The sequence below is a fragment of the Pseudomonas sp. G3-39 genome, from assembly GCF_054790485.1.
In genome coordinates this window covers 3,774,045-3,787,724 of the sequence record NZ_CP186497.1, presented here as the reverse complement: position 1 = coordinate 3,787,724, position 13,680 = coordinate 3,774,045, and the positions used below count along the sequence as shown (strand labels likewise).

General features: G+C 61.2%; 13 protein-coding genes. 10 read left to right on the top strand and 3 right to left on the bottom strand.

Annotated features, from left to right (window positions below):
• Positions 1–67: 67 nt before the first annotated feature.
• Positions 68–943: a LysR family transcriptional regulator gene (locus tag ACOYXG_RS16745; protein WP_460352895.1), complete on the top strand. Its 876-nt coding sequence runs from the start codon at positions 68–70 to the stop codon at positions 941–943.
• Positions 944–1,114: 171 nt separating this feature from the next.
• On the top strand, positions 1,115–1,603 hold the full coding sequence (locus ACOYXG_RS16740; RefSeq protein ID WP_223849601.1) for a hypothetical protein: 489 nt from the start codon (positions 1,115–1,117) through the stop codon (positions 1,601–1,603).
• Positions 1,604–1,653: 50 nt separating this feature from the next.
• On the opposite strand, the gene ACOYXG_RS16735 is transcribed toward ACOYXG_RS16740, so the two are convergent.
• A complete protein-coding gene (locus ACOYXG_RS16735; protein WP_095136690.1) occupies positions 1,654–2,376 on the bottom strand; it encodes a pirin family protein in 723 nt (240 codons plus the stop codon).
• 220 nt (positions 2,377–2,596) lie between these two features.
• Here ACOYXG_RS16735 and ACOYXG_RS16730 point away from each other — a divergent pair, with 220 nt between their 5' ends.
• Together ACOYXG_RS16730 and ACOYXG_RS16725 are read left to right on the top strand one after the other, a co-directional pair.
• Positions 2,597–3,547, top strand: coding sequence for a GlxA family transcriptional regulator (locus tag ACOYXG_RS16730; protein ID WP_103367636.1), 951 nt, complete (start codon positions 2,597–2,599; stop codon positions 3,545–3,547).
• Positions 3,548–3,637: 90 nt separating this feature from the next.
• Positions 3,638–5,107, top strand: coding sequence for an ATP-binding protein (locus ACOYXG_RS16725; RefSeq protein WP_027611584.1), 1,470 nt, complete (start codon positions 3,638–3,640; stop codon positions 5,105–5,107).
• Here the strand turns inward: ACOYXG_RS16725 and ACOYXG_RS16720 are convergent.
• Positions 5,072–7,879: an ATP-binding protein gene (locus ACOYXG_RS16720; protein ID WP_460352891.1), complete on the bottom strand. Its 2,808-nt coding sequence runs from the start codon at positions 7,877–7,879 to the stop codon at positions 5,072–5,074. The genes ACOYXG_RS16725 and ACOYXG_RS16720 overlap by 36 nt on opposite strands.
• A 343-nt stretch (positions 7,880–8,222) precedes the next feature.
• On the opposite strand from ACOYXG_RS16720, the gene ACOYXG_RS16715 reads away from it, so the two are divergent.
• Entirely contained in the window at positions 8,223–8,792 is a 570-nt protein-coding gene (locus tag ACOYXG_RS16715) for a flavodoxin family protein (protein WP_027611586.1), read from the top strand.
• 34 nt (positions 8,793–8,826) lie between these two features.
• On the opposite strand, the gene ACOYXG_RS16710 is transcribed toward ACOYXG_RS16715, so the two are convergent.
• A complete protein-coding gene (locus ACOYXG_RS16710) occupies positions 8,827–9,282 on the bottom strand; it encodes a helix-turn-helix domain-containing protein (protein WP_097088725.1) in 456 nt (151 codons plus the stop codon).
• A 119-nt stretch (positions 9,283–9,401) separates the two neighbouring features.
• On the opposite strand from ACOYXG_RS16710, the gene ACOYXG_RS16705 reads away from it, so the two are divergent.
• From ACOYXG_RS16705 to ACOYXG_RS16685, 5 genes are all read left to right on the top strand, one after another.
• Entirely contained in the window at positions 9,402–9,533 is a 132-nt protein-coding gene (locus ACOYXG_RS16705; protein WP_263399141.1) for a hypothetical protein, read from the top strand.
• A gap of 57 nt (positions 9,534–9,590) precedes the next feature.
• Positions 9,591–10,514: a LysR family transcriptional regulator gene (locus ACOYXG_RS16700; protein ID WP_096796195.1), complete on the top strand. Its 924-nt coding sequence runs from the start codon at positions 9,591–9,593 to the stop codon at positions 10,512–10,514.
• 214 nt (positions 10,515–10,728) lie between these two features.
• Positions 10,729–11,145, top strand: a complete 417-nt coding sequence (locus ACOYXG_RS16695; protein WP_096796196.1) for a DoxX family protein — start codon at positions 10,729–10,731, stop codon at positions 11,143–11,145.
• Positions 11,138–11,764, top strand: coding sequence for an antibiotic biosynthesis monooxygenase (locus ACOYXG_RS16690; RefSeq protein ID WP_095136682.1), 627 nt, complete (start codon positions 11,138–11,140; stop codon positions 11,762–11,764). Before ACOYXG_RS16695 ends, ACOYXG_RS16690 begins: the two co-directional genes overlap by 8 nt.
• A gap of 30 nt (positions 11,765–11,794) precedes the next feature.
• Positions 11,795–13,633: an amidohydrolase gene (locus ACOYXG_RS16685; RefSeq protein ID WP_103367640.1), complete on the top strand. Its 1,839-nt coding sequence runs from the start codon at positions 11,795–11,797 to the stop codon at positions 13,631–13,633.
• The last annotated feature ends 47 nt before the right edge of the window (positions 13,634–13,680 follow it).

The window sequence follows — 13,680 nt, the reverse complement described above, 5'->3', positions numbered from 1 at the left end:
ATCTTTGCTGCGGTAATGCAGCGATTTGGCTTTATAGTGATGCAAATTCGCATCGGTTGGGGGCAGCATGAACTGGGATGATGCGCGGGTATTTCTCGCGGTATGCAGGGAGTCGACATTACGCGGCGCAGCGCGGGTTCTGGGGGTGGATCAGGCGACCGTCGGGCGACGGATCACGGCGCTGGAAAAGTCCCTGAGCGCGACCTTGTTCCTGCGCACCTCCGACGGCTTCGCACTGACCGCAGTCGGCGAAGCCGCGCTCAAAAGCGTGGAAAAAATGGAGCATTCGGCGCTGGAACTTGAGCGGCAGATTCAGGGCCTGGATGATCGTCTGACCGGCAACGTACGCGTCAGCACCACCGACTCACTGGCCATCGACTTCCTGATCCCGGCCATGACCCGCCTGCACGCGCAGCATCCGGACGTGCGCGTTGAACTGGACGCCTCCACGCAGATCCTTAGCCTGGCCAAGCGCGAGGCCGACATCGCTGTGCGCAATACCCGGCCTGACAATCCCGATCTGATCGCGCGGCGGATTGCTCGCTGGCCCGTGGGATTGTTCGCTTCACAGGCGTATATCGACGCCCATGGCATCCCGCCGCAGGGTACGGCGTTCGAAGGCCATGATCTGGTGGTCTACCAGCCGTATTTGCAGACACACAAGGACATGACGCTGGTTTGCGAGCCGCTGCATCGCGGACGGATTGTCGCCAGCCTGAGTTCAAGTCTGTTGGTACGCCGCTCGATTGCGGCCGGCCTGGGCGTAGGAGAAATTCCGGTATACATGGGCGAGCGCGATGGCCTGATCAGGCTTTGGCCGGAGCGCAATCGCCCGCAACCGTATGAGGTCTGGCTGGTGACCCACGCGGACTTGCGCCACACCGCACGGGTCAGGGCGGTGATTGAGCAGATTGTCGAGGCGTTTGCACTGGAGAATGAGTGACGGCTCAAAGCGTTTTGGACAAGCTACAGCGTCTGACGAAACGCCCTACATCCACAGCAGAATCTGCCGGCTTGTGGGCTTGGAGCGCCAGTCCTAAGGTTGATGCAACTCGCAGCGCCAGGAAATCGGTGCGCCAGAGAAGGTATCGCTAACCCAGGGAAGGGGATCGGATTGAAAGCCAGGGAATTCGAGCAATATCAAAGCTTCGACACATTGAGCAAAGGTCGTAATACACAAATCATGAACGCTATCAGCCGTGAAGAATTCAACGCCAGGATCGAGACCATCGAGGCAAGGATGGATGCTCGGGTAGAGCGAGTGCACGCCGATATTCGAGAGTTCCTTTGCTCCCAGGCAGAGCGAGACAAGGCGAATGAGCGCATTCAGGTCGAACGGGATAAACGCTACGACTCGATGATTCAAGGCATTGCCATCGAGTCCAGAGAGGCGCTCAAAAAGGCGGGTACCGTAAATGCCAACGTCTGGATGGCAACGGCTGTGCATCTGTTTGGTGTGGTCAGCATTGTCGTCGGTGGCTATTTCGCCAGTCAGGCCAACCTGTATGCAGCGATACAAACAACATTGGCGGCGGTTCAGGCAGGCAAAGATGTCGGTGCAGCCAAGCCTGCCGAGCAGCCATCATCGGTGTTGCCAAAATAAAAAACGGCCTTCAATCGAAGGCCGTTTTTGTTGGCTAGGAAGCCCATGCCTCATGGCATTTGCGGCAGTTCTTGCGGACGCAAGTCAAACACCAGCACTTCGGCATCCACGCCATTGCTCAGGGTCAACGCCTGTTCCTCGCGAACCCGCACGCCGTCACCTTCCTGCAGCAACTGGCCGTTGAGTTCAACACTGCCGCGAGCCACATGCACGTAGGCGTAACGGTTGGCGGACAGTTTCAGGGTGGCGCTTTCCTTGCCGTCGAACAACCCGGCGTAAACCCGCGCATCCTGGCGCACTGTCAGCGAACCATCGCTGCCGTCCGGCGAGATGATCAGTTGCAGACGACCGCGTTTTTTCTGCGCGCTGAAGTGCTCCTGCTGATAGCGCGGTTTGGCGCCGCTGATCTCCGGCACAATCCAGATTTGCAAAAAGTGCACGGGTTTGGTGGCCGAATGGTTGAACTCGCTGTGCGCCACGCCGCTGCCGGCGCTCATCAGTTGTACGTCGCCAGGGCGGATCACCGAGCCGGTGCCCAACGTGTCTTTATGTTCCAGTGCGCCTTCGAGCACGTAGGAAAAGATCTCCATGTCACGATGCGGGTGCTGGCCGAAACCTTTACCGGCGGCAACGCGGTCATCGTTGATCACCAGCAGGTCGGAAAAACCCTGTTCACGCGGGTCGCGGTAGCTGGCGAAGGAAAAGGTGTGGAACGACTTCAACCAGCCATGATTGGCGAGGCCACGATCGGAGGCTTTGCGAAGAGTCAGCATGATGAAATCTCCTTGTGGGACGTGAATTCGTCCGAGTGAGGAGAAGATTACTGTTTACTCTGCGGGGTAATAAGTAGATGGAAATTGAAATACTGTCCGTTTCTGGTTGACAGTTGTGTGCGCTCGATCACGTATTTTTTTCCGACGACTGTGCCGCAGTTGGCCATAATGCTCAGCCAGTCTTGTCCGTCCATTTTTCATTATCAGTGATGTGTACCCCATGAAAACCGTGGCCATGGTGTTGTTCCCCGACTTTCTGCTGCTCGACATGGCCGGGCCGCTGGAAGTGTTTTCGGTGGCCAATCGCTATTTGAAACCGGAGTCGCACTATCAGCTGACGACCCTTGGCACCGAGCGCGGGCCGTTGCGTGCGTCCAACGGTGTGCTGGTACACACCGACCGGCATATCGAACAAGCCCTTGAGCGCTACGATTTGCTGCTGGTGCCAGGAGGGCCGGGGGCTTACAACGAAAAACACCCGGCGTTGCTGGCCTGGCTGAAAGCGGCCGTGCCCTGTGCCGAGCGATATGGTTCGATCTGCACCGGCGCCTTCGTGCTCGGCCATGCCGGGTTGCTCGACGGCTATCGGGTGACCACTCATTGGAACTACACCGAACGCCTGATCAAGGCATTTCCAAAGGCGAGCGTCGCCACCGACCAGATTTTCATTGAGGATCGCAATCTGATCACCTCTGGCGGGGTCACGGCCGGCATCGACCTGGCGCTGGCGCTGGTGGCGCAGGATCACGGCAAGAAGTTGGCCCAGGACGTCGCCAAAGTGCTGCTGGTGGTGATGAAACGTCAAGGCGGACAGGCGCAGTTCAGCCCCTTGATGGCGGCGGTGGCGCCTCAGGAAACACCGATCACCCGAGTACAGAATTACGTCCTGGACCATCTCGACGAAGTGTTCACTGTCGAGCGCATGGCAGGATTGGCCAACATGAGTGCACGGCACTTCGCGCGGACGTTTGTCCGCGACATCAATATGACGCCGATGGAGTTCCTGCAAAGTGCGCGTATCGACTGCGCACGAAATCTTTTGGAAACCACTGACCTGCCTTTGAAAACCGTGGCCTACAAGAGTGGTTTTGGCAGTGTTCGGCACATGCGTCTGTTGTTCGCGGAAAAACTCGGCCTTACCCCTGTGCAATACCGCGAACAGTTCAGCTAGAGCGGTTCTGTCCGTTGTGCGCACCCGGATGTCCGTGCTGCGCCCTGTGTGAAGGTTGTGCCGTCATCGCAGGCTGCCAAGATAGTTGGCATGAACAGCCTCAACGATTTGCACTCGGCGTCAGTCCTGTATTTCGGCCCTTACGCCTTTCATTTGCGCCAACGGCTGATCCTCGACGGGGATCGGCAACTGCGCATGGGCGGGCGGGCGCTGGACATTCTGCAGGTGCTGGTCGAGCGTGCAGGCCGAGTGGTCAGAAAGGAAGAGTTGATTGCACGGGTCTGGCCCACTTCGGTGGTCGAAGAGATCAATCTTCGCGTCCACATTGCCGCCCTGCGCCGGGCGCTCGGTGACGGTGAGAACGGCCAACGCTACATCGTCAATGTGCCGCAATGTGGCTACAGCTTCGTTGCTCCGGTGCACGGCGACAATTTTGAGCACGTGGCCCTGGAACACCTGCAAGCGCCACAACACAACTTGCCTGTGCGGCTGACGCCGGTGACCGGTCGCGATTCAGTGGTGGGCTCGATGGTGCGGCAATTGCCACTGTGCCGATTGATGACCGTGACGGGGCCTGCGGGTGTCGGCAAAACCACGGTGGCGTTGCGTGCTGCAGAGTTGCTGTTACAGCATTTTCGCGACGGGGTCTGGCTGGTGGACCTGGCGGTAGTCAACGACGCCACGCCACTGCTCGATTATCTGTTGCACACCCTCGAAACCGATCTCGTCACGCTGGCAGCGCGTCACAGCTTGCTGGTGCTGGATAACTGCGAGCATCTGCGTGAAGCCTGCAAGGCTCTGGTTGAACGTTTACTGGAGGCCGCGCCACGGTTGTCGATTCTTGCGACCAGTCGCGAAGCATTGCAGGCCAGTCTGGAGACCGTGCAAACCCTGCCGCCACTGGCCATTCCCAAGTCCTCAGCGTTGGGCAGTGTCGAAGAGACCATGAGCTATTCGGCCGTGCAATTGTTTGTCAGTCGTGCCCGAGCCCGGCAGCAGGGTTTTACCCTGCGTGAACAGGATCTCAATGCTGTGCGCGACATCTGTCGGCGGCTCGATGGGCTGCCACTGGCGATTGAACTGGCGGCGGCGCACATTGATGCGCTGGCGTTGGTCGGCTTGCAGTCACAACTCGACAATTGTTTACAGCTGCTCAGCCATGGTCGGCGTACTGCCGTGCCACGCCATCAAACCCTGAAAGCCGCGCTGGACTGGAGCTATCAGCACCTGAGTGAGCAGGAACAGCGGGTGCTGCAACGCCTGTCGGTCTTCAAAACGGCGTTTGCCATTGATGCGGCGATGGGCGTCATCAGTTGCGCGCTATTACCCCCGTCGACGTTGGCCCTGATGATTGATCGGTTGGCGCAGAAGTCTTTGCTGGCGGTGGAGCGGGGCAGTGCCGGGTTGCGCTATCGCATGCTCAACACCACCCGTCGTTACGCCCGCGAACAACTGGAACGCAGCGGTGAATCCAACGAGTACGAGCGTCGGCATGCGCGCTTCGTCAGCCGCAGTCGTTGGGTGTCAGGCTCGCAGTTGGCGGCCCAACTCGTCGAGTAACCAGCGCACCTTGCGCAGGTCCGGGGTGGCGTAGCCCTCGGTGAAGCGTTGATAGATCGGGTTCAATAACTCCAGTGCTTCGCGGTAGCGGTTCTGCCGTTGCCACAACTGCGCCAGCGAAGTAGCACTGCGCAGTTCCCAGGCCAGGGCGCCCTGGGTTTGCGCGATCGACAGTGCCTGGAGCAAGACCTTTTCGGCTTGCCGGGTGCTGCTGTCGGGGCAAGCCGATTGTTCAAGCAACATGCGCTCGGCCCGAGCCCGCAGAATCTCCGCCGTGCTCCAGCCTGCAGCTCCGCTGTGTGCCCGCTCAAGCAACGCATCATCAACAAAGCGGCTGTCCAGGGTCACCATGATTTCTCTGATCAGACCGCTGTCATCGGTCGCTATTGGCACGGCGGCATCGGCGTCGAGGACCTGCGCGTATTGCCGTGCCCAGCGATAGAACAGCAATACGGAATGCTTCTGCGCCTGCTCCAGCAACAGCTGCAGCAAAGCACGGGCGTTTTGCGCGTCACCGTTGTAATGAGCAATCAGGCAACTGGCCAGCGCCAGGGTGTAGCAGATCGAGGTGCCGTGGTTGATTTGCACGGCGATGTCCAGTGCCTGCCTGGCCGTACGCCAGGCCTGTTCAGGGAAACCTTGCAGCCACAACACCCGGGCCAGCACCGTCAGCGAGGCGACGCTCTGGTCGTACTGCACGCCGAAGCCATGGGTGAAACGGTTGGGATTGCCGTTTTGCGCCATGTGCTGAATCACTTGCTCGGCATGCAGGCGTGCCTGCTGCTGGTCGCCGGCGTAATGCAGCGCCAACACCCGCAGGCGATGTGTACTCAGCGACAACTGCGGGTCGCCGTGCAGGCCGAGGCGATCGAACTGTTCGCTCTGTTCCAGCGCCGATCGATAGTGGCCACAGCTGAGGTTGACCGCCATGTGCCCGGACACTGCACGCAGCTGGCCGGCCACGTCGTCGTACGCTTGCGCCAGCGCATGGGCATCGACGAACGCCGCGATGGTTTCCGGGGTACCACCCCAGGTGTGGTAGCAGGCGCTGCCGAGCGCCAGCTTCAGCGCGATCTTCACCCGAGGGCAAGGTTCGGCAGCGTTTTCCAGCAGGGCCAGCGCCTGACGCACGTAACCGCCGTATTCCTTGAGCAGCGACAACTCTTGCCACAGGGGCGCCGAGGTCGCGGCCAGATAAATCCCCACATCGTTGGGGCCTGCACCGTTCAGGCTCCAGTCGAGCGCCGCGCGCAGGTCTTCCAGACCGCGTGCGTAGCGTTCGATCCACAGTGCGGTTGAGGTGGTTTCCCAATCGGTCTGCCCCTGATACATCAGCGCCAGACAACGTTCAGCGTGGCGTTCGCGGGTTTCGGCGAGTTCGGCGCCTTGCTCGAGTTTTTCCAGGGCATAGCGGCGCGTGGTGTCGAGCAACCGATAAAACACTTCTTCGTCACCGACTTCGACGTTGAGCAACGATTTGGCGACCAGTTGGGTGATTGAGCCGAACACCTCGCCGGGCTGGATGTGCTGTCCACCGATCACCGCAGCGGCGGACTCCAGCGTGAAGCCACCCCGAAACACGCCGAGCCGGCGCAGGCAGGTCTGTTCGCAATCGGTCAGCAGGTTGAAGCTCCAGTCCAGCGTGGCACGCAGCGTCTGGTGGCGTTCCACGCTGCTCTGATTGCCGGTCGCCAATACCGGCAGACGCCCTTGCAACTGGCTGAGCAAACCCTGCAGGCCGAGTTCTCCAACCTGCGCCGCCGCCAGCTCCAGCGCCAGCGGAATGCCGTCCAGACGCCGACAGATTTCAAGCGCATCGGGCAACTCGGCGTCGCTCAATTCGAAGCCCTCGTGCGCGGCCAGGGCGCGTTCGGCAAACAGTTGCAGTGCCGAAAAACTCAACGCCTGCGCACGATCAAGCACGGCAATCGGCGGCGGGTAATCGAGGGATTCGAGACGTTGCACATACTCGCCTTCGGCACGCAGGCTCTCGCGGCTGGTGGCCAGAATGTGAACCTGCGGCGCACCGCGCAAAATGCTCTCGCTGAGCAGTGCCATGGCGTCGATCAGGTGTTCGCAGTTGTCGATCACCAGCAGCATCTGGCGCTCGCGCAGCGCATTGACGAGGTGGGTCAGCGGATCGTTGTCATGCGGCACCACATCCAACAGGGCCGCCAGGTGCGAGCAGATCATTCGTGCGTCGTTGATCGGCGACAGATCCAGCAGCCGGATACCGTCCCGATAGTGGCCGATCATCTGCTCGGCAACGCGCAGGGCCACGGTGGTTTTGCCGATGCCGCCGGGGCCGACCAGCGTGATGCAGCGCTGGCGTGGCAACTGCCTGATCAGGCTGTCGACCAGCGGCTGGCGGCCGATCATTCGCGTGCGGCGCAGTGGCAGGTTATGCCGGGTGCCGGTCTCTGCGCAGGTGTGCTGTTCGATCGATTGCAGCCTGATCGGTGCGACAAAGCTGTAGCCGCGCTGCGCCACCGTGACGATGTATCGCTGCCCGCCCTGACCATCGCCCAGGGCTTTGCGCAACGCCGCCATGTGCACCCGCAGATTGATGTCTTCGACGACGCTGTCCGGCCACACGCCGGCAATCAGTTGCTGCTTGCTCACGACATCGCCGGCATGCGCCAGCAGGATCAGCAGAATATCCATGGCACGTCGGCCCAGGCGTAACGGCTGCTCGCCTTCAAGCAGCAGCCGTTTGCCGGGCTGAATCCGATAGGGGCCGAAACCGAGGGCCTGATTCGGGGGAAGACTCAACAGCTCACTCCTGCGAAATTTTTATAATCCTGCCCACGGCGTGTGAAGCCTCCGTGAAGGGCAGCGCGGATCAGCGTCAGCGGCACGCAAGCCTTCTAATCCGCAGTTTTGCGGACATATTCCGCAGGTTCTGGCGTCAGTGCAACGTGCAGATTGCCGGCAATGCTCGAAAGTGATGCTGCGATCGGCATTTTTGCCCGCTGCAATGTTCAGACCAGCGCTTTGTCTCGCGGACAATTAACAACGATTAACTCGTCTGTGTTCGCTTCAACCCCAAAAATCCGATGAAGCAGGCCTGGACCTGACGGCTGCAATGGAGTGCACGCGTGCGGAGGGCGACGCAATGAGCAACGTGGTGGTGGTCTATCACAGCGGCTATGGCCACACTCGCGTCATGGCAGAAGCCGTGGCGCAGGGCGTCGAACGGCACTTGGGCAGTACCTGCCGGTTGGTGGCGGTAGAAGAGGTCGAGTTCTATTGGGATGAGTTGCACCGCGCCGACGCGATCATTTTCGGTGCGCCGACTTACATGGGCAGCGCCTCGGCGGGCTTCAAGCATTTCATGGAGGCCAGCGCGGCGTTCTATCTGGCAAAACCATGGCGCAACAAGGTTGCCGCCGGGTTCACCAATTCCGGAAGCCTGTGCGGCGACAAGCTCAATACATTGCTGCAAATGGCGGTGTTCGCCGCGCAACATTCGATGATCTGGGTGGGGCTCGACCTGCTCCCGGCGCGCTCGGTGGCGGGCTGCTTCGATGGTCAGTTGAATCGTCTGGGCAGCGCGCTCGGGGCCATGTCGCAATCCAATGTCGAACAGCCCCCCGAGCAGGCTCCGCCGCTCGAAGACCGGCGCACGGCGGCACACCTGGGCGAGCGGGTGGCGCAAGTGGCGCAGCGCTTGAGGCAGCAATGAAGCGCAGGGAAATGAGCTTGGCGCGCGACAGCGTCTAGACCGCCAGGCGTATGCCGACAGGCGCGGCCGCTGACTGCGGTCTTTCGGGCTTCATGCCCGGCACCTCACGACACCGCCAGGCGAACGGACTGATCCCTTCGCTGCGAGTGAAGATATGGCAGAAGTGTGCCTGATCACAGAAGCCACACTCCAGGCTGATCTGCGTCAGGCTCAAGTGAGTGAACCGGATCAACTGCTTGGCGCGAGCGATGCGCTGGGTGCGGATCCAGTCCTGTGGCGAGAGTCCGGTACTGCATTTGAACGCCCGGGAAAAATGACTGCGTGACAACGAACAGGCCTCTGCCAGTTCGGTGACTTCCAGGCTTTCACCCAGGCGATCGAGGATCAACTGTTTGGCCCGCCGTTCGCGTTGCGGACTGAGGCCGCCGATGCGCGGTGTGCGGGATTCGCTGGAGGGGGCGAGGGCGACTGTTTGTTGTAAGTGAGCCATGGCCAATGTCCGTGTCGGGGGGGTAACGCACGCTCGGCACGTTTCCCTCTGGTCAAAAAAACAATGTTTCGCAGAGGGTTTCATTGTTGGACGGGGCCGGAAGACTGACGAGTTAAACGTTGTTAATTGCGCCGCAAAACGTTGAACTCAGCACATCGCTGCAAGTCGTCGCCATCGACAAACACTTCCAATGGGTGCCGGTGAAATACGGCCCATACAAACGTGCGGCCAGCGTACCGTTGATCAAGTAAAGTACGGCGCTATCGCACCCGACTGAACACGACTTCTCAAGCAAGGAACTCGAGCCCATGAACCGTAACGATCTGCGTCGCGTCGACATGAACCTGCTGGTGATTTTCGAAGCGCTGATGTTCGAAAAGAACCTGACCCGCGTCGCCGAAAAACTGTTCATGGGCCAACCGGCGGTCAGTGCGGCGCTGGGGCGGTTGCGTGACCTGTTCGATGATCCGTTGCTGCTGCGCAACGGTCGCAGCATGGAGCCGACCGCCCGCGCGCTGGCGATTCTGCAGGAGCTGCAACCGGCGATGGATGTGATCTCCGGCGCGGTCAGCCGGGCCAAGGAGTTCGACCCGGCCAGCAGTTGCGATGTGTTCCGCATCGGCCTGTCGGACGACGCCGAGTTCGGTCTGTTTCCGCCGCTGCTGCGACAGCTTCAGCAGGAAGCACCGGGGATTGTCGTGGTGGTGCGCCGTGCCAATTATCTGTTGATGCCGGCGCTGCTGGCGTCCGGGGAAATCTCGGTCGGGGTCAGTTACACCACCGATCTGCCGGCCAACGCCAAGCGCAAGAAACTGCGCGACATTCCCTGCAAAGTGCTACGCGGCGATGATCGCCCGGGGCCGCTGACGCTGGACGAATACTGCGAGCGCCCGCACGCGATGGTGTCGTTCTCCGGTGACCTGAGCGGCAACATCGATCTGGACCTGGCCAAGGTTGGCCGGCGTCGGCGCGTGGTGCTCGGCGTGCCGCAGTTCAGCGGTTTGCGCGCGTTGCTTGCCGGGACCGAAATGATTGCCACCGTGCCGGACTATGCCGCGTGTGCGTTGGTCGAAGGCTGCGCGTTGCGCGCTGAAGATCCACCGTTCCCGATCGACGCCGCACAGCTGTCGATGGCCTGGAGCGGGGTGCACGACAACGACCCGGCCGAGCGCTGGCTGCGTTCGCGGATCAGCCAGTTCATGGCGGCGCCGCTGGATATCCCGCCTGCCTGACGCGCCAAGTTTCCCTGTGGGAGCGGGCTTGCTCGCGAAAACGGTATGTCATTCAACAATGATGCTGGCTGACCGGACGCCACTGTCGGATCGCCGCCCGCACCAGGCTCGCTCGCACAGGAATCCGACTCGCCTGAAAGAGAGCACATCCATTCAATTTTCCCTCGCCCGCACCGAGCATGATTCAACCCGATAAGGATTAAAGGGTAGGGTCATGAGCGCATCACAACACGATGAACAGGCACAGGATATCGGTCTGCTGTTTCTGCGGGTCAGCGGTGGACTGTTCCTGCTGTGGGTCCACGGTTTACCCAAGCTGCTGGATTTCAACGCGCAATTGCAGCAGATCGAAGATCCGTTCCACCTCGGCGCGCACCTCACACTCTGCCTGGCGATTTTCGCTGAAGTCCTCTGTCCGCTACTGATCGTCGCCGGGGTGCTGGCGCGATTGGCCTGCTTGCCTATTCTTTTTGTTCTGCTGGTGGCGCTGCTGGTCGTGCATCCGCAATGGAGTGTGGCCGAGGGGCAATTCGGCTGGTTGCTGTTGATCCTGTTCGCCACTGTGTTTATCGCCGGGCCGGGACGCCTGGCGCTCAATGTTCGTCTGCCCGGAGTGCTGCGTTATGCCTGAAGCCCTGAGTCCAAAAGCACCGGGGGTCGGTGAAACCGTGACCCTGATCGTCAAGCACCGGGTCAAGGCCGGATTCGAACAGCCTTACGAGGCGTGGTTGCGCAACATCGTCCGGGTCGCCGGGCAGCGCGACGGTCACCTCGGGGTCGACGTGGTGCGCGGCAAACTGGCCGGTCTCGACACCTACACCTGCGTCCTGCGCTTTTCCTCCACCGAGGCCATGCAGCTGTGGCTGGAGTCGCCGCAGCGTCAGGCGCTGGTGGATGAGGCGGCGCCGATGCTCGCCGATGGCGACCAGACTGAAGTCGCACCGGTCAACGAATTCTGGTTCGCGCCGCTGGCCGATGCCGCGAAGCCGCCGCCGCGCTGGAAGCAAGCGGTGATCACCCTGCTGGTGATTCTGCCGCACACGCTGTTGGTGCCGCTGATCTGGGGGCCGCTGCTCAAGCTGCACCCGCTGCTGTCCAACTACGTGGTCGCCACGTTCCTGATCACCCTGACCATCGTCCTGTCGGTGGTGTACGTGTTCATGCCCCGCGTGACCCGGTTGTTCGCGCCGTGGCTGGAAGCCGGTCAGGCCCATGCTCACGTCGAGCCGGCGAAACAGCCGTCACGCTGACACCCATTCATCTACTCGAAAGGAACTGCGATGAACGCCGATCTGATTCTGTTCAATGGCCAATTTCATACCGTAGACCGCAGCAAGCCGCTGGCCAGTGCCGTGGCGATCAAGGATGGCCGCTTTGTCGTCGTTGGCAACGACACCCAGGCCATGGCCCTGCGTGGTTCGGCCACGCAAGTGATCGACATGCACGGGCGCTGCGTGATCCCCGGTCTCAACGACTCGCACCTGCACCTGATCCGTGGCGGCCTCAACTACAACCTCGAACTGCGTTGGGAAGGCGTGCCGTCGCTGGCCGATGCACTGCGCATGCTCAAGGAGCAGGCCGACCGTACGCCGACTCCGCAGTGGGTGCGTGTGGTCGGTGGCTGGAACGAATTCCAGTTCGCTGAAAAACGCATGCCGACTCTTGAAGAGCTCAATCAGGCCGCGCCAGACACCCCGGTGTTCGTCCTGCACCTGTACGACCGCGCGCTGCTCAACCGCGCCGCACTGCGCGTCGCCGGTTACACCCGCGACACGCCGAACCCGCCGGGCGGCGAGATCGTGCGTGATGCCAACGGCAACCCGACCGGGATGCTGGTGGCAAAACCCAACGCGATGATTCTGTACTCGACGCTGGCCAAGGGGCCGAAGCTGCCGCTGGAATATCAGGTCAACTCGACCCGGCAGTTCATGCGCGAACTCAATCGCCTCGGCCTGACCAGCGCGATCGATGCCGGCGGTGGTTTCCAGAACTATCCCGACGACTATCAGGTGATCGAGCAACTGGCCAAGGATGATCAGTTGACCGTGCGCATCGCCTACAACCTGTTCACCCAGAAGCCCAAAGAAGAGCTGACTGATTTCCAGAACTGGACCGGCAGCGTCAAGTTGCACCAGGGCGACGATTACCTGCGGCACAACGGCGCTGGCGAGATGCTGGTGTTCTCCGCCGCCGACTTCGAAGACTTCCTCGAACCGCGCCCGGACCTGCCGCAGACCATGGAACAGGAGCTGGAACCGGTGGTGCGCCATCTGGTCGAGCAGCGCTGGCCGTTCCGTTTGCACGCCACGTACAACGAATCGATCAGCCGCATGCTCGACGTGTTCGAGAAGGTCAATCGTGACATTCCGTTCAACGGTCTGCCGTGGTTCTTCGACCACGCTGAAACCATCACCCCGCAGAACATTGAGCGGGTGCGGGCGCTGGGCGGCGGCATTGCGATTCAGGATCGCATGGCGTTCCAGGGCGAATACTTCGTCGACCGTTACGGCGCGAAAGCCGCCGAAGCCACGCCGCCGATCAAACGCATGCTCGCCGAAGGCATACCGGTCGGCGCCGGCACCGATGCCACGCGGGTTTCCAGCTACAACCCGTGGACCTCGCTGTACTGGATGGTCAGCGGTCGCACCGTCGGCGGTCTGGCCTTGTACGAAGAAGGTCTGCCACGCACTACCGCACTGGAACTGTTCACCCACGGCAGCGCCTGGTTCTCGTCGGAGCAGGGCAAGAAGGGCCAGATCAAGGTCGGGCAACTGGCGGATCTGGCGGCGCTGAGCGCGGACTTCTTCCACGTCGAAGAAGAAGCGATCAAGTGGATCGAGTCGGTGCTGACCGTGGTCGGCGGCAAGATCGTTTACGCCGCCGGCGATTTCGAAGACCTCGGCCCACGCTCGATCCCCGTGCTGCCGGACTGGTCGCCGGTGGTCAAGGTGCCGGGCCACTGGCGCCCGAACTCGCCTTTGCAGGCGCAAGTGCACCAGTGCGTCGGTGCCTGCGCAGTGCACGCGCACAGCCATGAAAAAGCCCGATTGTCCAACGCACCGGTCAGCGACTTCGCCGGTTTCTGGGGCGCGTTCGGCTGTTCCTGTTTCGCTTTCTGATCACTACAAAAAAGCGCCGGCCATCCGGTCGGCGCCTCACGCAACAA

Coding starts and splice junctions, on each gene's coding strand:
- ACOYXG_RS16745 (WP_460352895.1), top strand. CDS start 68: ATGAACTGGGATGATGCGCGGGTATTTCTCGCGGTATGCAGGGAGTCG.
- ACOYXG_RS16735 (WP_095136690.1), bottom strand. CDS start 2,376: ATGCTGACTCTTCGCAAAGCCTCCGATCGTGGCCTCGCCAATCATGGC.
- ACOYXG_RS16730 (WP_103367636.1), top strand. CDS start 2,597: ATGAAAACCGTGGCCATGGTGTTGTTCCCCGACTTTCTGCTGCTCGAC.
- ACOYXG_RS16725 (WP_027611584.1), top strand. CDS start 3,638: ATGAACAGCCTCAACGATTTGCACTCGGCGTCAGTCCTGTATTTCGGC.
- ACOYXG_RS16715 (WP_027611586.1), top strand. CDS start 8,223: ATGAGCAACGTGGTGGTGGTCTATCACAGCGGCTATGGCCACACTCGC.
- ACOYXG_RS16710 (WP_097088725.1), bottom strand. CDS start 9,282: ATGGCTCACTTACAACAAACAGTCGCCCTCGCCCCCTCCAGCGAATCC.
- ACOYXG_RS16700 (WP_096796195.1), top strand. CDS start 9,591: ATGAACCGTAACGATCTGCGTCGCGTCGACATGAACCTGCTGGTGATT.
- ACOYXG_RS16695 (WP_096796196.1), top strand. CDS start 10,729: ATGAGCGCATCACAACACGATGAACAGGCACAGGATATCGGTCTGCTG.
- ACOYXG_RS16690 (WP_095136682.1), top strand. CDS start 11,138: ATGCCTGAAGCCCTGAGTCCAAAAGCACCGGGGGTCGGTGAAACCGTG.
- ACOYXG_RS16685 (WP_103367640.1), top strand. CDS start 11,795: ATGAACGCCGATCTGATTCTGTTCAATGGCCAATTTCATACCGTAGAC.